11 protein-coding genes and 1 tRNA gene are annotated in these 20,370 nt (G+C 51.7%); 5 read left to right on the top strand and 7 right to left on the bottom strand.

What is annotated here, in order from left to right; genetic code table 11:
* Positions 1-186: 186 nt before the first annotated feature.
* Positions 187-321, bottom strand: coding sequence for a hypothetical protein (locus VGN67_RS09585; RefSeq protein ID WP_327486590.1), 135 nt, complete (start codon positions 319-321; stop codon positions 187-189).
* A gap of 110 nt (positions 322-431) precedes the next feature.
* Between VGN67_RS09585 and VGN67_RS09580 the strand changes: the two genes are divergently transcribed.
* On the top strand, positions 432-1,166 hold the full coding sequence (locus tag VGN67_RS09580; protein WP_327486589.1) for a S41 family peptidase: 735 nt from the start codon (positions 432-434) through the stop codon (positions 1,164-1,166).
* A gap of 301 nt (positions 1,167-1,467) precedes the next feature.
* On the opposite strand, the gene VGN67_RS09575 is transcribed toward VGN67_RS09580, so the two are convergent.
* From VGN67_RS09575 to rpoN, 4 genes are all read right to left on the bottom strand, one after another.
* Positions 1,468-1,541 (bottom strand) — tRNA-Arg (locus VGN67_RS09575).
* A gap of 91 nt (positions 1,542-1,632) precedes the next feature.
* On the bottom strand, positions 1,633-2,412 hold the full coding sequence (locus VGN67_RS09570) for an enoyl-CoA hydratase/isomerase family protein (RefSeq protein ID WP_327486588.1): 780 nt from the start codon (positions 2,410-2,412) through the stop codon (positions 1,633-1,635).
* 38 nt (positions 2,413-2,450) lie between these two features.
* Complete coding sequence (locus VGN67_RS09565) at positions 2,451-3,089, bottom strand: hypothetical protein (protein WP_327486587.1); 639 nt, start codon at positions 3,087-3,089, stop codon at positions 2,451-2,453.
* Positions 3,090-3,169: 80 nt separating this feature from the next.
* Positions 3,170-4,621, bottom strand: a complete 1,452-nt coding sequence (gene rpoN / locus VGN67_RS09560) for an RNA polymerase factor sigma-54 (protein ID WP_327486586.1) — start codon at positions 4,619-4,621, stop codon at positions 3,170-3,172.
* A gap of 335 nt (positions 4,622-4,956) precedes the next feature.
* Between rpoN and asnS the strand changes: the two genes are divergently transcribed.
* On the top strand, positions 4,957-6,408 hold the full coding sequence (asnS, locus tag VGN67_RS09555; RefSeq protein ID WP_327486585.1) for an asparagine--tRNA ligase: 1,452 nt from the start codon (positions 4,957-4,959) through the stop codon (positions 6,406-6,408).
* A 670-nt stretch (positions 6,409-7,078) separates the two neighbouring features.
* On the top strand, positions 7,079-8,797 hold the full coding sequence (locus VGN67_RS09550) for a capsule assembly Wzi family protein (protein WP_327486584.1): 1,719 nt from the start codon (positions 7,079-7,081) through the stop codon (positions 8,795-8,797).
* Position 8,798: 1 nt separating this feature from the next.
* Here VGN67_RS09550 and VGN67_RS09545 read toward each other — a convergent pair whose 3' ends face one another.
* Positions 8,799-9,896, bottom strand: coding sequence for a hypothetical protein (locus VGN67_RS09545; protein WP_327486583.1), 1,098 nt, complete (start codon positions 9,894-9,896; stop codon positions 8,799-8,801).
* A 287-nt stretch (positions 9,897-10,183) separates the two neighbouring features.
* Between VGN67_RS09545 and treS the strand changes: the two genes are divergently transcribed.
* A complete protein-coding gene (treS, locus tag VGN67_RS09540; RefSeq protein WP_327486582.1) occupies positions 10,184-13,534 on the top strand; it encodes a maltose alpha-D-glucosyltransferase in 3,351 nt (1,116 codons plus the stop codon).
* A gap of 117 nt (positions 13,535-13,651) precedes the next feature.
* The gene (locus tag VGN67_RS09535; protein WP_327486581.1) at positions 13,652-14,737 is read left to right on the top strand and encodes a complex I subunit 1 family protein; all 1,086 of its coding nucleotides are present in this window, start codon (positions 13,652-13,654) and stop codon (positions 14,735-14,737) included.
* A 241-nt stretch (positions 14,738-14,978) separates the two neighbouring features.
* Here the strand turns inward: VGN67_RS09535 and VGN67_RS09530 are convergent, their stop codons facing one another.
* Positions 14,979-20,321, bottom strand: a complete 5,343-nt coding sequence (locus tag VGN67_RS09530; protein ID WP_327486580.1) for a LamG-like jellyroll fold domain-containing protein — start codon at positions 20,319-20,321, stop codon at positions 14,979-14,981.
* Positions 20,322-20,370: the final 49 nt, after the last annotated feature.

Genomic DNA, 20,370 nt, shown 5'->3' with positions numbered 1-20,370 from the left:
CTGTCTCGTCCTGATTTTAATTTACACCTTATCCAGTGTCAAGCAACTCTTTTATATTTTTTTATACCATTCTTTTTTATCCAGTTGGATAGGGTTGTTTCCGTGATGAGGTAGCGTTCAGCAATGTACTTCTGACTCGAACCATGCAGCAGTAAAGCTTCGATCTCCGGCCTGTACTGGTCCAATTTACTTTTCCCCGGGCCAATAGGCCGACCTAGTTTTACTCCGGCCATTTTCTTGTATGAATTCTACCTTTCCTAAATTCTTCTCGTTGGCCAGGTTCAGTATGTCGGCTTTGTTCTTTTCCAGATCCTGGTCCATTGTCGAGACACGTAAATAGGCAATAGTTCAGGACATTTTTTAAGCGATTAGATGAAAACCTAATTAGCCGTATTATTTTATAACAATACCAATACAATATTAAAGGCTTTTTGCTAAATTATCCTTATGGTTATACGACCCTTTTAAATGTAATAATCAACCGATCGAACAAAGACACTACCTTTTACTATGCCGACCCGGCGAAGACAGACGGCTTGATCCTTTCTATGCCGATGTATATATTGACCAGCAGAAAAACTTTTTCAGGCGGTGAGGACTTCAGCTATGGTATGCAGCAGGCCAAACGGGCAACTATCATAGGGGAAGTTACCGGCGGTGGTGCGCATCCCACTAATCCCTTTTCTGTGGGGCAAGGCTATATTGTTCAAATCCCATTTGGCCGTTCATCAAATCCTGTTACTAAGACCGATTGGGAGGGCACGGGTGTAATTCCTGATGTAAAAGTGGAGGCTGCAAAAGCCCTTATCAAAGCACAGGAGCTTATATTTAGAGAACGCCAGGCAACTGCAAAAACTGAAAAGGAGAAACAAAAGATGGAGTACTTGATCAATGCGCTCCATGTAAACCAGGACCTTGGCACCCTACCCGTGGATCAGTTTGATAAATTCGTCGGCACATACGGCCCCTTGGCCATCTATCGTGAGGGAAACAAGCTTTTTTGCAATATCTCAGGTAATATATCTGAGCTTGCTCATATATCTAAAAACCTTTTCGTCTTGGACGGCAATGCGCAGATTGAGTTCATACAAAACAGCAATGGCGTCTATTCCAAGGCCAAGCTGTTTGTCAGTCACGGAGACGTGTTTGAGGAGCTAAGAAAATAGAATGGCGTATATGTAGAGCAAGTACTTCAATTGTAATACTGAAGTATACTGAAATAGCTTTACACTTGTCTCTTCCTGATATTGGTTTACACATTCTATTTTAGGTCAATTCCCGTTGTTCTATAAGCCCCTTTATGTAAAGTATTCAAGCTTAAGAAGTATGCAAGCGAGGCTATTGGGAAAAAATCTTGATCCGATTTTACTCTTTTATGAAAGTGCATTGAAAGAGAAAGCTTATAAATGTGGGCGAGGTAAAAGAAAAAGCACTTAACAATTTCTTGCTAAGTGCTTGATAGTGAAGTGGTCTCGTAGGGATTCGAACCCCAAACCTCCTGATCCGTAGTCAGGTGCTCTATCCAATTGAGCTACGAAACCGTTGTATTGAATCGGACTGCAAAACTAACCGTTGGCGGTATTTTTAGCAAGCGTTCCGGCTAAAAAATTTTGCAAAATACCTCCTGAGCCTCTACCGGCCCTGATACACAGCCTGTCGCTTCTGAAGAAAAGCCCCGATACCTTCGGCCGCGTCCTGGGTTTGGCTGAGTTCGTCCTGGTAGCGGGCTTCCAGTTCCAGCATCGCAGGCAGGTCCGAATACAGAGACTGGTTAAGTACCTGCTTCATGGTACCTATGGCCCGGGTGGGAGCCGAGCGGTAGTAGTCAAGTACTTCGTTGACGGCCTCGTCGAGTTGGGCGGCCGGTACGGCGCGCTGGATCAGCCCCAACTCAACCGCCTCGGGCGCGTACACCCGCCGCCCCGTCGAGGCCAGCTCAAAGGCCCGGGCCATACCTACCAAACGAGGCAGAAAAAAAGTAGAACCGGCGTCGGGCATCAGCCCGATGTTGACAAAAATCTGGGACAGGTAGGCTTCTTCGGTGGCAATGACGACGTCGCAGGCCAGGGCCAGGGAGCAACCCGCCCCGGCGGCCAGGCCGTTGAGGCGGCACACAACCGGCTTGGGCAGGTTCCGCAGCGCCAGGATCATGGGGTTGTAACGGGTACGCAGGGCGTCGCCCATACCGGTGGCTTCGCCCATACCGGCTTTCAGGTCGGCTCCCGAGCAGAAAGCTTTGTCGCCCGCACCGGTCAGCAGTACCACCCGGACGCTCTCGTCGGCCTCGGCGGCCTGTACGGCGGCGGTAATTTCCTGGATCAGTTCGGGGCTGAGGGCATTGTAGACCTGGGGGCGGTGGAGGGTAATGCGGGCCAGGCCGTCGCTTAGTTCGTAAAGCAGGTGCTGATACATGGGGGCAGGAAGTTAGTAGAAGTCGCGAGGCGGCGCGCTCAGAAAAACACAAAGATGGCAATAGTACTTACCCCCATACCCAGTACCAGCCCGGCCCCTACCTGGGCGGGGGTGTGCGCGTTGAGGTGCAAACGGGCGCTCATGAGCCAGCCGGTAATAAGGATACCCAGAATAAGCGGATAAAACAGGGTGTTGTCGCCGTAGCGCAGGAACAGGCAGGCAATAGCCCCCAGACTGCCTCCCATGCCGGTGGCGTGGGCGCTTATTTTCCAGCGCAGGCTCACCAGCGCTACCACAGCCATGGATATGGTAATACTACCCAGCACCACGGCAATGTTGGGGGCCAGCTCACTGATGGGCTGAAACTGCCAGCCAAACAGGTAGGTAGCAAAGCTATAGATCAGGATAGTAACGATATAGGGCAGGCGGCGGTCCCGGAGCGTGTCCAGGTGCAGGCTTTTGACGTGGCCAAGGCGGTAGAAGTAGTAAATGACCAGGGCCGGGGCCATAAAGGTATTCAGGAACAGGAGTACCAGCAGGCTACTCTGCGCCGAACCGCTGAGGGCATTTACACCAAGTACCTCCGGTACAAACAGGAACAGTAAGCCAAACAGGTAGGTGGGCATCAGCAACGGATGCAACAGTACAGACAGAATAAGCGCTAACCGGGTATTCAAAGGAATTGTGACAGCTTCGTTCGTGTATCAAACCACAAAATTAACTTAAAACACTACACGAACAATGTCACTCGGCTGGTTCAGATCTGTTTGCGCAGGCGGGCTACGGGAATATTCAACTGCTCGCGGTACTTGGCTACCGTCCGGCGGGCTATGTTGTAGCCTTTTTCGTTCAATAATTTTTCTAATTTATCGTCAGAAAAAGGTTTGCGCTTAGGTTCGCTCTCAATGAGTTCCCGCAGAATATTCTTCACTTCGCGGCTGCTGACGTCTTCGCCCGATTCGGTCGAGATACCTTCCGAGAAGAAGTACTTGAGCGGATACAGACCAAACTCCGTCTGCACGCACTTGCTGCTGGCTACCCGCGACACCGTCGACACGTCCATGTCAATAATGGTGGCGATGTCTTTCAGGATCATGGGTTTGAGACGGGTTTCGTCGCCTTCCAGGAAGAAGTCGTACTGGTACTTCAGGATGGCGCTCATGGTACGCATCAGGGTAGCCTGCCGCTGCTTGATAGCATCGATAAACCACTTGGCCGAGTCCAGTTTTTGCTTCACAAAAGTGACCGTTTCCCGGATGTTACGGTTGGTTTTGTCGCTTTTCTGGTAGGTGTCCAGCATTTCGGCAAAGGTGCGGTTGACCCGCAGTTCGGGCGCATTACGCGAGTTGAGGCTTACTTCCAGCCGACCGTTGTGGCTGGTAAGGATAAAGTCAGGGGTGAGGTAGTGGGCGCGGTCGTCGTCGCCTTCCACGGAGCCGGGCTTGGGGTTGAGCCGGGTAATAAGGGTAAGTACCTGCCGGGCCTCTTCCTGGTTCATGCCCAGGCGCTTCTGAATCTTTTCGTAATGCTTTTTAGAGAATTCTTCAAAGTAGTGCTCAATGATTTGCAGGGCCAGCTGTACAATAAGGTCGCGCTGGTCTTTGCGGCGGAGCTGTAGCAGCAGGCACTCCTGCAGGTTGCGGGCGCCAATACCGGCGGGCTCCAGGCTTTGTACTTTCTTAAGAATGCTTTCCAGTTCCTGCTCGCTGGTATAAACGCCCTGCGTAAACACCAGGTCACTGGCGATGGCTTTAAGGGGGCGGCGCAGGTAGCCGTCGCCTTCAATGCTGCCCAGCAGGTGCAGGCCCAGGTAGCGCTGCTGGTCGGTCAGGTATAGAAAACCAAACTGCTGGTACAGGCTGTCAACAAGAGTCAGGCGGGTAGGCATGGGGTAGTCGCGGTCCTCTTCGTCGTTGGAAAACGAACCGTCGCCGTACATTTTATAGCCGTTGAGCTCGTCCGGATTAAGGTAGCTCTCAATGTCAAGATCGTCGCTGCGGCGGTCGTCGTAGGTGTCGTCCTGCAGGTCAGTTTCGTACTCGTTGTTTGGTAGTTCTTCGGCCCCTTCTTCCAGAGCCGGGTTTATTTCAAGCTCTTCCTTGATACGGGCATCCAGCTCGGCGGTAGGGATCTGCAATAACTTGATAAACTGAATCTGCTGCGGAGACAGCTTCTGCAGTAGTGTTTGGTTTAAACTCAGCTTTTGCATGTATCAGTAAAGGTTTTTCATAAGCAATATCTGTTTGTCTCACGAGCCTTAAAAACATCAAACATTTAATACTTTATTTGGCTATTCTAACAATAGTTGTACCAAATTAGCGCAAATTCTATAATAAGAATAAAATATTTTGTAACCTTTTTTGATATAATTGAAAATTAACACCTTAGCCTATAAAATATTTTTAATGCTAAGTACAATAGAGGCACAAAAACCCAAAAATAGGGTAAATCTTTAACTTGTAGGGCAGGTAGGTTTTCGAGCCTTAACTTCCTAAATTTGCAGCCTTATTCAGTTAAGCCAGAACATTTAGAAGTTAAATAACAATGGGTCCCGTACAGATTAAGCAGTTAATAAATAGTACGCCCGTAGGCGAGTCGGTAGAGGTAAAAGGATGGGTACGTACCAAGCGCGAAAGCAAAAATGCCATATTCATTGCCCTCAATGATGGCTCCACCATCCATACGATCCAGGCCGTAGCCGAGCCGGGGCAGTTACCCGATGACCTACTGCGTCTGATTACGACGGGCTCCTGTATTAAAGTAACGGGCCAGCTGGTAGCGTCGCTGGGTTCGGGGCAGTCGGTAGAGGTAAAAATCCAGGATGTACAGGTATACGGTACCGCCGACCCGGAGGTGTACCCGCTACAGCCTAAGAAACACTCGCTGGAGTTCCTGCGGGAAATCGCCCACCTGCGCCCCCGTACCAATACCTTCGGCGCTATCCTGCGCCTGCGCCACACGCTGGCCTACGCCGTGCATAAGTACTACAACGACAACGGGTTCTTTTACCTGCATACGCCCATTATTACCGCTTCCGACGCGGAGGGTGCCGGCGAGATGTTCCGGGTTACTACGCTGGATATGTACAACCCTCCCAAAGACGAGGCGGGTAAAATTGACTTCAAAGAAGATTTCTTCGGCCGCGAAACCAACCTTACCGTATCCGGGCAGCTGGAAGGTGAGCTGGGCGCGCTTGCCCTCTCAAAGATATATACCTTTGGACCTACCTTCCGGGCCGAAAACTCCAATACTACCCGCCACCTGGCTGAGTTCTGGATGATTGAGCCGGAAATGGCTTTCTTTGAACTGCAAGATAACATGGACCTGGCCGAAGACTTCGTCAAGTACGTGATTCGTTATGCCCTGGAACACTGCGCCGACGATCTGGCTTTTCTGGAGAAGCGCCAGGCCGAAGAGGAAAAGAACAAGCCCCAGAACGAGCGCTCCATGCCGTTGCTGGAAAAGCTGCGCTTTGTGGTAGATAGCCCGTTTGAACGGCTGACTTATACCGAGGCAATCGATATTCTGGTGAAATCGAAAGCGCATAAGGAAAAGAAGTTTCAGTACCCGGTAGAGTGGGGCATAGACCTGCAGAGTGAGCACGAGCGGTACCTGGTCGAGAAGCACTTCAAAAAACCCGTCATCCTGACCAACTACCCCCGCGAGATAAAGGCGTTTTATATGAAGCAGGACGACGAGTCGGCGGCGGCCCCCGGGCCAACCGTCCGGGCCATGGATGTACTGTTTCCGGGGATCGGTGAAATTATTGGTGGGAGCCAGCGGGAAGAAAATTACGAAAAGCTACTCCAGCGTGTACACGAGGTAGGTATTGAGCCCGAGAGCCTGTGGTGGTACCTCGAAACCCGGCAATTTGGTACGGCTCCCCACGCCGGCTTTGGTTTGGGCTTCGAGCGCCTGGTCCTGTTTGTGTCGGGTATGGGTAATATCCGTGATGTGATTCCCTTCCCCCGCTACCCCAAGAGCGCGGAGTTTTAAGAAAAACCGAGCTTTGAAAATATAGTTTCCAGGCAAAAAGGCCAGAGAACCGCAGCTGCGGTTCTCTGGCCTTTTTGCCTGGTATAGTACCTCGCTCCGGCTTTTGGCAGATTGGACATTTTTACTCCCTTCCCGGGATTCTTCGTATATGGACAGTTGGGGAAAAAAGTACATAAAATTGCTTATCGCTTTCTCCACACTCCGGGCGTTTTAGCACGTATATACGTCTAAAAAAGATAATTGTACTTTTCTAAGCTACTGGCACAATTTTTTGCTAAGTCACCAGCAGGCCTGATAAAAGCCTGCCAGATGTATATCCACGCCATACATAATAGACATATATCCACACCAAACTAAACCAGTCTAATGTTAGTACACTACCTACTCCCACCTGTATCTTTTCAGCCTACGGTACTTCCTGGTGCTGCATCTTTCTACCTGACAAACCTCCCGGAAAAGCAATCCTTTTCATCTCGTTATTCGCTATCAGAATCCAAGTCTGATTGATACGTATAGTTTGATACGTGGAGGAGGAGGTTGGGGCTGCAAGTTTGGAAAACCAGCAACTACCTGCTCAATTATGGCAACATTGCCTGTTGATAGATATTAAATATTAATCTGTCGGCCAGTGTCAGGAAGTCTAGATTACTCTTACTTGCACCAATAGATTATGAAGAAAGGTCTTTACAGATTTTTACTGCTGGCTGTGTACATGCTGTCGTTGACCGCGTATGCGCAGGAGCCTCCAAAAAACCAGCCCAATACAGGCTTTGAACTGACCGGAATCAGGAGAGCATCTATTCCCGGCCAGTCCGTTATAAAGGTACAACCCGCCGGAAAAACCGACAACCGGACAAAAACTTCCCTGGATAAAGAGGACAATCAGCCCGCTGCCACCCTGGTACGTCCTGAAGAACCTGGCTGGCGAACCACGCGGTTTCAAGTTGAAACAGGTACCTATCTTTCCCACGCGGGGCTGTCGCAGGGAGGGAGCCTGCCCTTTTGGTTTCGTACCAATCAGTACGGCATAGTACCCCAGGGGTCGGTAGCCGGAGTACTGCGGGGGAATGTCCATACGAGTTATAAATCAGTAATTCAGACCGCTAAATTTGATAAGGTTGATTTTGGTTACGGTGCTGACGTAGTCCTGAACACTACAGGGCGCGACTGGCAACTGCTGGTACCGGAGGCCTATGTAAAAATGCGTTACGGGCCTTTTGAACTGTACGGCGGTCGCCGCCGCGAGGTAGTAGGGCTACTGGACACGCTGCTCAGTTCGGGGTCGTATATCTGGTCAGGTAACGCCCTGCCTATCCCTAAGGTTGAGCTGAGAATTCCCGACTACTGGCCGGCCCGCTCCTTTGTGGGGATAAAAGCCAGCTATTCACACGGTTTTTTTGAGAACTCGCGTCCTTTTGTCACCGGTGCCCTTCTGCATCAGAAGTCGCTGTACGTACGCCTGGGAAAAGCCGATTCCCGCCTGCGTTTTTACGGAGGCATGAACACGCAGGCACAGTGGGGCGGGCGTTCTCCCTTCTTTTCTACCGAAGGCCGACTCCCAAGTAACCTGGAAGCCTACCTGTACGTGGTTTCGGGTAAGAGTGTAGCGGGTGACTCTCTCAAGTTTGGTAACAGCTTCGACGGGGGCAACCGGGTGGGGAATCACCTGGGGAGTATTGACGGAGCGCTGGAGGTGAATCTGGGCTACTCATCGCTCCTGGTGTACCGGCAAAGTGTCTACGAAGATGGCTCCCTGTATTACCTGACCAGCCTGGTCGACGGCCTCAACGGAATCAGCTGGCAGAACCGCCGCCAGCCGCTGGCCGGTGTACAGCTCGAGCGCCTGACGGTAGAGTACCTGCACACAATGAGCCAGGGAGGTGATATGTTTCTGGACTCTCCCGCTAAGTACCGCGGTCGTGACAACTACTTCAACCACGCCCAGTACCGCGACGGATGGTCGTATTTCGGGCGCACCCTGGGTACTCCATTTATCACGGCCAATCCCGAACTGAAACAAGGACTGCCCCCGGCCGGTGGGGCTTTTACCAGCAATAACCGGGTGCAGGCCTGGCACATGGGGGCTGCGGGCCGTTTTTCGCCAGCGGTGTCTTTTATAGGAAAAGTTTCTTATTCGCGCAATGCAGGTACCTACGACGTCGCCCTTGAACCCATGCTAACCCAACTGTCGGCTTATCTGAGTGTGGGAGCAGACGTGGGTTTCTGGCCGGGGGTACAGGTGAGCGGGGCGCTGGGCTGGGACCGGGGCCAACTGCTCAACGACGCCCTCGGGCTGCACCTGCGCATCCGGAAAACCTGGGTCGACAAGTACCGAAAAGACCTGGTACAAAACGTTGAGGGACAGCCGAAGGGGCTGGCAAAACGCTAAATCAGTTGCCGCCCGTAATCTCCCGTAACAAAGTAAAGAACCCCCGCTTTCTATCGGAATTAATACCCCAGTCGGCGGGTATACTCTGGTAGCCTTCGTGGAATCCTTCCCCTTCTTTGCGGTAGTCGAAGTACCCCCAGGAGGCGTACGCTTTTACGGCGTTTACGAAGTTATTGACCGGCTGGTCAAAGTCAAAATGGTCGTCCTCGTTGAATACAATGGGTTGGTTGCGGTAGCCCTCTACCTGCCGGGTTTGTTCAACCAGGCGGGTAATGCGTTCGGGCTCTTTGATTCCGTTGCCGTGGAGCAGAATAAAGTCGGCGGCGCTTACGACATTAGGCCTGGGCAGGGTGCCTCCTCCGTAACTGGTACTTACCAGCAAACGGTACCCCTTTTCCTCTTTTTGCTGTACCCACTCTATCAGCTCGTGTACGCGCTCGGGTTGCAGAATAGCGTGGTCATAGCGGACATTACACTCGTTATTGATTTCAATGAGGACATGGCGATACCCTTTCCTTAGCAGCCAGTCGGTAGCCCGGTCTACGGCGTTTACTACGGCTTTCTCGTCTTCCAGAATTTCGTCCTGCCCAAAGTAAAAAAGTCCCAGTATAACTACCATCCCGAGTTCATCAGCCCGTTGGAGTATTTTGTCCAGCCGGGTGAAGTAGTCGAACCGGAGGTTGCCTTTGGCATCAAAAGCTGAGTTGACCCAGCCCTTATTGCCGTAGCCGGTGGGGCTGCCACCCTGCAGGTTCAGTGTGAAGGCCAGCAGGCCGTGCCGGTACCACTCTTCCATGGCATTGACAAACTCGTTGGTGTTGCGGTCGGCGTCCCACAGGCGGGTATCGGGGTAGACAAACAACGACCGGGTTTCGGGGTTTTGGTCGTCAAATATGCCCTGTACCATCCGGGAGTTCATCAGCAGGCCTTCTATTTTATGACCATTCCAGTACCGGTTGGGGTAGGTAGGCTGGCCGTTGATGTAGAACTGGTTTCCTTTTATTTCCACAATAGTGCGGGGAGGCTGCTGGGAATAGCTACGGTAAGAAGTACCTACCGTATAGACAAGCAGTACAATAAGAAAAGCGGTGTTTTTCATGACAGATGACCACAGGGCGTAAGTGAGAAATTCTCCTGCTAAAGTACCTTAAGAAAGCTTCTTTCTAAACATGACTACTTAGATACAGTTATAATCATAGGAACGGCTCTGACCACGGCCAATGGGCGGAGGCGCTGTAAATCTATTCAGGCACGGGCTACTTACAAGGCCGGGTATAGACTTTGTAAATAGCAAGTACTTAAACCAAACCTGCCGCTGAACTGCCGGCGCCGCTGGCTGAGGTGGCACGTAAATTATGCACCATACAAAAGAAAAATAAAGAAATTATGGCAAAAAATAAGACGGTATTTGATGATAATCTCCACTGGTACAAAGACGCCATTATTTATGAATTACATATCAAGGCGTTCCGGGACGGTAACGGTGATGGAATCGGCGATTTCCAGGGTATTATGGAAAAGCTGGATTATCTGGAAGATCTGGGCGTAACGGCCATCTGGGTACTTCCTTTTTATCCTTCTCCCCTGCGGGACGACGGCTACGACATAGCAGACTACTACAGTATCAATCCGTCTTATGGTGATATACAACAGTTTCAACTGTTTCTTAACGAAGCGCATAGCCGTAACCTGAAAGTAATTACGGAGTTGGTAATAAACCACACCTCCGATCAGCATCCGTGGTTTCAGCGGGCGCGGCGGGCACCCAAGGGCTCGCCCGAACGTGATTTTTACGTATGGAATGACGACCCGACGAAGTATAAGGATGTCCGTATTATTTTTCAGGATTTCGAAGCGTCCAACTGGACCTGGGACTCCGTAGCGCAGCAGTACTACTGGCACCGCTTTTTCCACCACCAGCCCGACCTCAACTACGACAGTCTGCTGGTGCAGGACGAGATATTCAAGATCATAGACTACTGGTGCGAAATGGGCGTGGATGGTTTCCGGCTGGATGCCGTTCCGTACCTATACGAGCGCGAGGGTACCAACGGTGAAAACCTGCCCGAAACCCACGTTTTCCTTAAAAAGCTACGGACGCACATTGACCAGAGGTTTCCCGGTACGGTCTTTCTGGCCGAGGCCAATATGTGGCCCGAAGACTCGGCTTCGTACTTCGGCGACGGCGACGAGTGTCACATGAACTACCATTTCCCGGTAATGCCCCGGATGTTCATGGCCCTGCAGATGGAAGACCGGTACCCCATTACAGATATATTTGAGCAAACTCCCGACATTCCCGAAAACTGTCAGTGGGCCATATTCCTGCGCAACCACGATGAGCTGACGCTGGAGATGGTGACGGACGAAGAGCGGGATTATATGTACAAGGTATACGCCAAGGACCCAAAGGCGAAGATAAACCTGGGTATCCGGCACCGCCTGGCGCCGCTCATGGAGAACAACCGTCGCAAAATAGAACTGATGAACTGCCTGCTGTTCTCGCTCAGCGGCACGCCCGTAATTTACTACGGCGATGAAATTGGTATGGGTGATAATTTTTACCTCGGTGATCGCGACGGCGTTCGTACGCCGATGCAGTGGTCACCCGACCGTAACGCCGGTTTCTCGTTATCAAATCCGCAGAAACTGTACCTGCCCGTTATTCTCGATCCGGAATACCACTACGAGTCGGTCAATGTCGAAACGCAGCGCCGTAACCCGTCGTCGTTGCTGTGGTTTATGAAGCGCATGATTACTATGCGGAAGCGGTACAAGGCTTTTGGCCGTGGCGACATGGAATTTATCAATGTTGATAACCCGAAAGTACTGGCCTTTACCCGTAGCTACGATGATGAAACGGTACTCGTGATAGTTAATCTGTCGAGGTACTCACAACCCGCCGAACTGGACCTGGGTGCGTTTAAAGGATACGTGCCGGTAGAGGTATTCAGCAAAAATCGTTTTCCGGTTATCAAAGAAGACAGCCCCTACTTCTTTACCCTGGGCTCCTACGGGTACCAGTGGTTTGTGTTGGAAAAGGTATTCCTTAGCGCGGATGAAGTGAGACCACTTCCAAGAATCAGAATAAATAAATGGGAGAACCTGGTTCAGAAAGAAACACTGAAGCAACTGGAAACTAGCATACTTCAGGATTATCTGAAGAAAATGAGCTGGTTTAACGGAAAAAAACGAACGGTACTAAGTGCCGAAGTGGTGCAGCATGCGGGTTGGTCGTTAACCGAAAGCGAGGTCCGCATACTTCTTATTGAGGTACACTACGAAAGCGGATTACCCGAAACGTACCAGTTGGCGCTGACCATGGTAACGGAAGACACCTCAAAACGTATCATTGAAAACTGCCCGCAGGCGGTACTGGCTGAGATACAGGTAGGAGAACAGGCGGGGCTTCTTTGCGATGCTCTCTTTACCGTTGAAATGCAGCAGCAGCTCTTTAAAAATATTGCAGGTAAAGAATCAATCTCGCTCGATAAGGGGCAGCTGGTGTTCAGGGGAGATGGTATTTCAGACCTGCTACCCGAAGGCCAGGAGGAGATAAAGTCGCGGCTGCAGGCGTCAGAGCAAAATACCTACATTACCTACGACAACGATTTCTCGCTCAAAATGTACCGCCGCGTGGACCGTGCCATCAATCCGGACATGGAAATAACGCGTTTCCTGAGCGAGCAGGCCCATTTTGACTATATGCCTTCCTTTATTGGGGCGATAGAATGGAAAGTTGAGGGGGATTCTATTGTACTGGGCATGATGCAGAAATCGGTCGAGAGCCACGGCGAAGGCTGGAACTACATGCTGGAAAGGCTGAACAACTACTACGAGCGTATTCTGGCGCTGGATCAGGACGCGCTGCCTTCTTACCAACTGAAAGGCAGCCTGACCGAGCCGGTGGCGTATGATGATATACCCGAAGACCTGAAAGAGCTGCTGGGCGGGCCCATCGCCGAAGGTACCCGGCTACTGGGTTTACGAACGGGCGAAATGCACAAAGCGCTGGCTTCGGACACCAGTCAAAAAGACTTCGCCCCCGAAGATTTCTCCCTGCATTACCAGCGTTCGTTGTTCTCGGCGCTGCAGTCGCTGGTTCGGGAGACTTTCCAGAACCAGTCCCGCAACCTGCAAAAACTGCCGGATAACGTGCGGGAAGATGCCGAAAAGCTGCTGGCCCAGAAGGAAGAAATATTGAGCCTGCTGAAGCGGATTTATACTAAAAAGCTGGATGTGGTAAAAATCCGGATTCATGGCAATTACCACCTGGGGCAGGTCCTGTTTACGGGAAAAGACCTGGCTATTTTTGACTTTGGAGGAGATCCCAGCCGCAGCCATAGCGAGCGCCGACTGAAACGTTCGCCCCTGCGCGACGTCATCGGTATGGTTCATTCGTTTTACTACGCGGCCTACTCAGCCCTGCTGCGGAACGACCAGATTCGGGAGGAAGACATTCCAAAACTGCTGCCTTTCGCCGAGATTTGGGTACACTACGTATCGGGCTTCTTTATGCAGGCTTACCTGGAAACCGTAGAAGGCAGCCTGTTTATTCCCCGGGAAAAAGAAGACCTGAACGTAATGACCCAGACGTTCATTCTCGAAAAAGCGATCTTTGACCTTAACGAGGAGCTCAATAACCGTCCCGATTGGGTCATCGTACCGCTCCAGATCATTAAATCAATTTTGAATCAGGTAGAAAATCAGAAAGAGGTACCTGAAGCCAGTTCCTGACCGGCTACAGATACCATATTTTCTCTACCTTTGCGGGTAATCAAGTACAAGCCACCCCAGGACCGGTAGCAAAAGCCGGTCCTGGAGTGACTTAGCTGACTAACTACGTACCTGCCCGTGCCTCTTACGCTACTCCTGTTTTTACTTATGGTACCCGGCTTTGTGGTGGTGGGGGTATACCTCGAACGCAAAGTTTCCGCCTTCATTCAGGACCGTATGGGTCCGATGGAAGTGGGAAAATGGGGACTGCTACAGCTGTTTGCTGATTTACTAAAACTCCTGCAGAAAGAAGACATTGTGCCAAAGGCCGCCGATCGCTGGATGTTCCTGCTGGCGCCCATTGTTATATTCACGGCTATCTTTGCCGGCTACGCGGTAGTACCGCTGGCACCGGACCTTTCGGGTTCAGGGGCTGCGGTGGGGGTTTTTTACCTGCTTACTATTGTTTCCATTGATGTCATAGGTCTGCTGATGGCGGGTTGGGGGTCCAACAACAAGTACTCACTCTTTGGGGCCATGCGCGCCGTTGCCCAGATTGTTTCCTACGAGGTGCCGCTGGGGCTTTCGGTGTTGTGCGTGGTCATGATCGCCCAGACCCTGGACCTGCAGGTTATTAGTTTTCAGCAGGGTATTTATTCACCCGATGCCAACTACCTTTTCGGGCTGAAAGGCCTGGGGCTGGACGTCACGAACGTAGGGGGCTTCCTGACCTGGAATATTTTCCGCAATCCGTTCCTGCTCATAGCGTACGTTGTTTTCTTCATTGCTTCCCTGGCCGAGTGCAACCGCGCCCCCTTTGACCTGCCCGAGGGCGAATCGGAGATTGTGGCTGGTTTTCATACCGAGTACTCGGGTATGCGCTGGGCGCTGCTGATGCTGTCGGAGTACGGCATGATGCTGCTGGTGTCGCTGCTGGGAGCTATTCTGTTTCTGGGTAGCTGGAATACCCCTTTCCCCAACATAGGCCCCGTACGCCTGGCCGACTGGACGAGTGGCGAGCCGGGTACTATTTTTGGGTACCTGTCGGGTGCTTTCTGGCTCTTATCCAAGGCCCTGCTGGCGGTACTGGTGCAGATGTGGGTACGCTGGACACTACCCCGCCTGCGCGTAGACCAGCTCATGTACCTGGGCTGGAAGGTACTTACACCCGTAGGGCTGGCGCTGTTTTTCTTCTCGGGCGTGTGGCGGCTGCTGGGGGTGTAGAGGTAGCGCTATTTATATAATCTCTATTTTTTGAAATTAGGGTTATCACCTTTTATCGCTTTTCTTGAAAGAGGCATAAAAGTCATAGTAGAAAGCTACTAACGGTTAGAGGAACAGCCTTTATTATCTATCCGTAGCTATTGCAAAGAAGGAGTTTTGGTGATAGCGTTGACTTGGTAAAGGACAGAGTCCTGACTGCATGGCAGCCAGGACTCTGTCCTTTTGATTATCGGAAAGAACTTTACTGGTTCTTCACCACCTTAATTACTCTCCGCTCAGTTGCTGTCTGCACGTTCAGCAGGTACAAGCCTTCTGGGTACATATTCAGAGAAACTTCCTGACGTAGCCGAGTACCAGCAGTTGGTACTGTACGCGACTGCATGAGTTGACCGCGCAGGTCACGTACTTCAAGTACCACATCCGTAGCCTGAGGAAGCCTGATCTCCACCATAAAGCGGTCACTGGCGGGGTTAGGTCCTACCGTTACCGTCAGCTCCTTCACTGACTCATCCGCCAGGTCAACTACTACTGCGGTAGGTTGTACTTCCTGGGGAGCTGCCGTACGACTGGTAGGCGCTGCGCAGGTACCAAGGGTGCTTCCATTGGCCAAATGAGTGGCTACGGCATTAGCATCTACACAAATCTGGTTCCAGGGATTCTTTGCACTGCTAGTTTTTTGGCATACCAGCACCTTATCATTCTTATTGCCGCAACGCACATCGACCATCTTGACCGATACAACACTCGTGCTCTGCACACAACCCCGGGCGTCGGAGATGCTCACGCTGTAGTTTCCAGCCTCTGTCAACACCAGTGAGGAGCCCATTGAGCCGTTTGACCAGGTGTAGCTGTAAGGCGCCGTGCCTCCGCTAACGACCGGTTCGTAGGTAAGACTCTGAGGGCCATAGCCTACGTAGATCGTGTTGGGCTGCGCCCCCGCCCCGATGGAGTTCACGCTGGCGAGCGACACACTCAGAGGAGCATTGATGACCACCGTACGGCTGCACTGCGAGTGGTTGCCGCTCTGGTCGGTCACCGTCCACTGAATCGTGCTGGTACCCACCTGGAACTCCCCGCTGGCATCTGTGCCTGTACCGGTGCGGTTGGTAGCCCCGCTGATCGTAAAGCTCACCGAAGCAATCTGGCAGTTGTCGGTTGCCACCAGATCCGGAATCGTATAGGTGTTGGTAGCGGCAAAGCAATGGGTTATCTCTTCGGCCGGGCAGGTGATGGCAGGCTGGAGTTTGTCTTCTACGGTTACCACTACCTCAGCCTTAGCGCTGTTTCCGCTGGCGTCGGTTACGGTCAGAATGACGGTGTTGGGGCCAGTGTTTGAGCAGTCGAAGCTGGATTTGTCCAGGCTCAGTTGCAGACTGGCCGCATCGGTGCAGTTGTCACTGGAACCGTTGTTAAGCTGGGCGGGGCTGATTGTAGCCTTACCCGAAGCGTCGAGTTGGACCGTCAGGGGCCTGGCCAGTGCCAGGGGCTCCTTCTCATCCTTAGCCGTCAGCGTAACGATTTCCTCCGTGTAGTTGCCCGCTTCATCGGTGGCCGTGATGGTCACCGTGTGCGTCTGATTCGGCGCTGAACTTAGTACGGTTCCTGCGGCTGGGCTTTGGGTGAAGCTGGCCATGCTGCAGTTATCGGTGCCGGTCAGACCCATCAGCAGATCGGGCACGGTAAAGCTACAGTTTTCCAGCAGGCTCACCGTACGGTCGGCCGGTGTTGTGAATGTTGGGCCCTGCTTGTCTTCCACGGTGATAGTGGTATTGACACTACTTATGGCACCACGTGCGTCCGTAACGGTAAACACAATGTCTGTGACTCCTTTTGAGTAAGGGCCGACTGGCAAGACGCTGAAGGTCAGCTTATCTCCATCGGGGTCAGACGAGCCATCATCGAAGGCCTCTGCCGTAGTGGTACCCTGGCAGTTGGCATCGGCCGAAACAACAAGCGGTTTTGCGACCGCAACCGGAGCTTTATTACAGGAGGACTGGGGGTCGGTTACAGTCACGGTGACCTGGACACTGGTTGATTTTCCGTTTACATCCGTAGCCGTAACTGTAATTGTATTGTCACCGAGGTTGCTGCAATCGAAGCTTGACTTGCTGAGTTGCAGACTGGCTACACCACAGTTATCCGAATAGGCGGTTACCACATCATCAACCTGTATGGTGGCCGAGCCGGCAACCAACGGTATGGTTTTATTAACAGCCGTCAGCGTGGGGGCGATGTTATCGACTACGGTCACCTTGGCCACCGCCGACGAACTCAGGCCCGCTGCGTCTGACACGGTCAAGGTGACGTTGTTCTCGCCAACTCCCAACTGCTGAATAACACCGGGGGCTACGAACGGCTGGTAGCTGGTCATGTTAAAGAGGGTACCATCGTTCTTGCTGGGTGACTTATCCTTTACCTTGGTGCTTCCCGGCCCATCTTCAAAATCATAGTAAGCAAACAGACCGAATTCATTGCCTGATAGCGACTTATCCTTGAAAGTGTTGATGTCGGCGGAACTTCTGGCTACGCTCCAGATACGCACTTCATCCATCTGCCCCTTCAGAAAAGGATCAGCATACTGCGATTTGCCGATAAAGTTGTTGTTCGTAATTCCACCATTCAGGCTGTTCGGGGTCAGTGTCATGGCGTTATTGGTACCCACCACCTTCCCATCAATGTACATGGTGCCGGTCACGCTGTTGCTTGATACCTGCTTGAGGACCACAGCAACGTGGTGCCAGCCCGTGGGCATAGCTATATTGGAGTTAATCACTTGCTCGCCATTTATGCCTCCAATCGTAATGGCAAATCGTGGATTTCCCAAACCAGGATTCCGGCCGTTTTTTGCGGTAAAAAACATGTTTACATTGGTGTTATTACCAAAATCCATGAACCTTGTCCAGTTGCCATTGTCGGTATAATTTACCCAAGCCTCAAACGTGAAATTGGTCAGTCCTTTTACCACGCCGGCGGGTAAGGTAAAATAGCCGCCCGGATTAGTACCATTGAAGGCCAGGGCGTAGTTGGCCGGATTGCAACCGAACGTGGTGTTGGAGATGGCTTTGTTGGTGATAGCCTGATCATCGGTGCTACCGCCGTCAATGTCATCCGGCGTGATAGTGGCCTTGCCATTGGCATCCAGCGCAATGACAATGTCTTTTGCAACCGCAACCGGAGCCTGATTGGCCTTGCCGACTACCGAAAGGACAGCCGGGGTATTGCTCAAGGTATAGTTGTCCAGCCTGTTGTTGGGATCATTCAGGGTGGCGATAATTGGATACCCTCCATCTCTCTCTTCGCTGGTATTATCGGCAGTAGTGCTGTACTGAACAGTTATACCATCAGAAGGTACAATACCAGTAACCGTGCCCGTTAATTGGGGATTGTCCTGGCCATAATCCTTTGTTTTATCATCAACAACAATGGTCAGATCAGCCTGGCTGATTTTTAGTGTTACTTTGGTCCGGCTTGTACTAACGCATCCGTTGAGGGAAGCCTGGGCGTAGAAGGTATAGGTACCTGCGTCAGTGGCTACGGGGTTTTCGGTCTCCCCGCCGGTTGGTGCCAGGAAGTACTGCACAGTAGCACCATTGCCTGCCGTGGCGGTTGCCGTCTGCGTATTGCCATTGTAGGTGAAAGTATTTGACGCATCGTTTACCGTTGGTGCATCAGGTGCAGCAGATTGTACAGTACCTGAGAAGGTTATCTGGGCAGCGGAAGCGCCTGTAATCACAGGGCTTCCTGATACGTTTCCTGCCGTAGCGCCACTGGCAATGCGTACGTACACCGTACTAGCTGTGGTGCCTGTGTTGAGCGTCAGAATATCGGTATAGGTATTTCCATCGGCGGATAACTCAAAATTAGCCGGAGCTTCAATCACAACCGGGTTTCCAATACATTTGCCCAGAACCGTGAATGTTTTGGCGGCTCCTGCAACACATCCAGTAGATGTAAGACTACTAACAGATTGGGTACTGGGGGTTAAGGTTCCATTTAGCCTGGCCACGTTTGCTGCCGGACTGGTCAAAAAGCCTGTGGCATCAACGGGTCCTGTATAGCTATTGCCAGTTCCGCCTAAGGATGTTGGGCCGTTGGGTGCTCCCCAATAGTTACCCCTAGCGATCAAGGTTTCAAGTCCATTGTTAAATACAGCACTGCCATTTCCCTGAAAAGTATTGTCGGTAATAGTAAGGGAGCCATTTGATGTTACAGTCAAGCCCCTTGTACAGCTTACCAGGTTATTGGCGATTAGCTGCCCGGAAGTGGTACCTGCAACACTAATACCTGTTGCCCGGCTACAGACGCTGTTAGTGGTCACTGTAGCCGAACTACAATTGTTCAATATCAGTCCTGTACCAAAGGAGGAGTTTCTATTATACGAAAGGTTAAGTTTCTCTATCAGGGCGTTGTCACAGCTTGCCAGTTGGAGAGCAGTACCGCCGAAGCCGTGAAGGTCCCCATCCCTTAGCACCACATTGGCTCCGCTCACCGACTCATCGCCAATGACCAGACCCTCCATGTTCAGCAGGTATATTCCATTGCCACCCCCGCTGAAGGTGTTGTCTCTGACCAGCAGGCCTTTGGGCAGGCTGGCCGTTGTCACCCCATTTACCTGCAAGGCGAAGCCGCTTCCTGCGCTCGCGTTGACAAAGCTGTTGCTCAGCACCCGCAGGTCCTTGCCCCCGCTAGACGCGATGCCGACTTGGCGGTTGCTAATTTGGCAGTTCTGGATCAGCACATTGTCGTTGTCGGCTCCAGCCAGATTAATTCCTACTCCGAGTACTCCACTGCTTCGACCCACGTCCAGATTGTCGATGACTGCGTTGTCACAAGCTGCCAGTTGGAGAGCAGTACCGCCGAAGCCGTGAAGGTCCCCATCCCTTAGCACCACATTGGCTCCGCTCACCGACTCATCGCCAATGACCAAACCCTCCATGTTCAGCAGGTATATTCCATTGCCACCCCCGCTGAAGGTGTTGTCTCTGACCAGCAGGCCTTTGGGCAGGCTGGCTGTTGTCACCCCATTTACCTGCAAGGCGAAGCCGCTTCCTGCGCTCGCGTTGACAAAGCTGTTGCTCAGCACCCGCAGGTCTTTGCCCCCGCTAGACGCGATGCCGACCTGGCGGTTGCTAAAGGCACAATTAAGGATTATAGCTCCATCGACATTATTTAAGCTTATAGCTGTTCCGACCACACCCGTTACTGACGCCAGCGCTAACCCTTTAATTTCCAGCCTGCTTCCTCCTGAGACGTTAATTATTGTCCCATTGAACAGAATGCTGATAAGAGGGGTACCCCCATAGCCGGGCTGGGTAGTGCCATCAATGGCGACAGAACCATTGATTTGTGGGAGAGCAGCGCTCAAAATAATAGAGTGTGGTCCCGTACCAATATTAAAGTTAATTTCATCCGATCCAGAATTAGCGTTGGCATTCAAAATAGCTTGCCGCAGAGAGCCCGGTCCGTCGTCATTTGTGTTGGTGACGGTAAAAATATCCCCTCTGGCTTGAGAGAACCCGAACAGAAACGAAGATAACAATAACACCCTTGCCAGGTGCCTGAGAAAATGGTAGTGTTGTTTCATAGTAAAAATGGGTTGGTTCTGCAGCACAAATCAAGCCCTTTCTACGTGC

It is taken from the genome of Telluribacter sp. (assembly GCF_035998675.1).
GTDB lineage: Bacteria > Bacteroidota > Bacteroidia > Cytophagales > Spirosomataceae > Telluribacter.
This window is presented reverse-complemented; position numbering and strand designations above follow the sequence as displayed.

Bases quoted from the DNA above. Each gene is read 5' to 3' on its own strand.
- treS (WP_327486582.1), top strand. From the start codon at position 10,184: ATGGCAAAAAATAAGACGGTATTTGATGATAATCTCCACTGGTACAAA.
- asnS (WP_327486585.1), top strand. From the start codon at position 4,957: ATGGGTCCCGTACAGATTAAGCAGTTAATAAATAGTACGCCCGTAGGC.
- VGN67_RS09585 (WP_327486590.1), bottom strand. From the start codon at position 321: ATGGACCAGGATCTGGAAAAGAACAAAGCCGACATACTGAACCTGGCC.
- rpoN (WP_327486586.1), bottom strand. From the start codon at position 4,621: ATGCAAAAGCTGAGTTTAAACCAAACACTACTGCAGAAGCTGTCTCCG.
- VGN67_RS09530 (WP_327486580.1), bottom strand. From the start codon at position 20,321: ATGAAACAACACTACCATTTTCTCAGGCACCTGGCAAGGGTGTTATTG.
- VGN67_RS09545 (WP_327486583.1), bottom strand. From the start codon at position 9,896: ATGAAAAACACCGCTTTTCTTATTGTACTGCTTGTCTATACGGTAGGT.
- VGN67_RS09570 (WP_327486588.1), bottom strand. From the start codon at position 2,412: ATGTATCAGCACCTGCTTTACGAACTAAGCGACGGCCTGGCCCGCATT.
- VGN67_RS09550 (WP_327486584.1), top strand. From the start codon at position 7,079: ATGAAGAAAGGTCTTTACAGATTTTTACTGCTGGCTGTGTACATGCTG.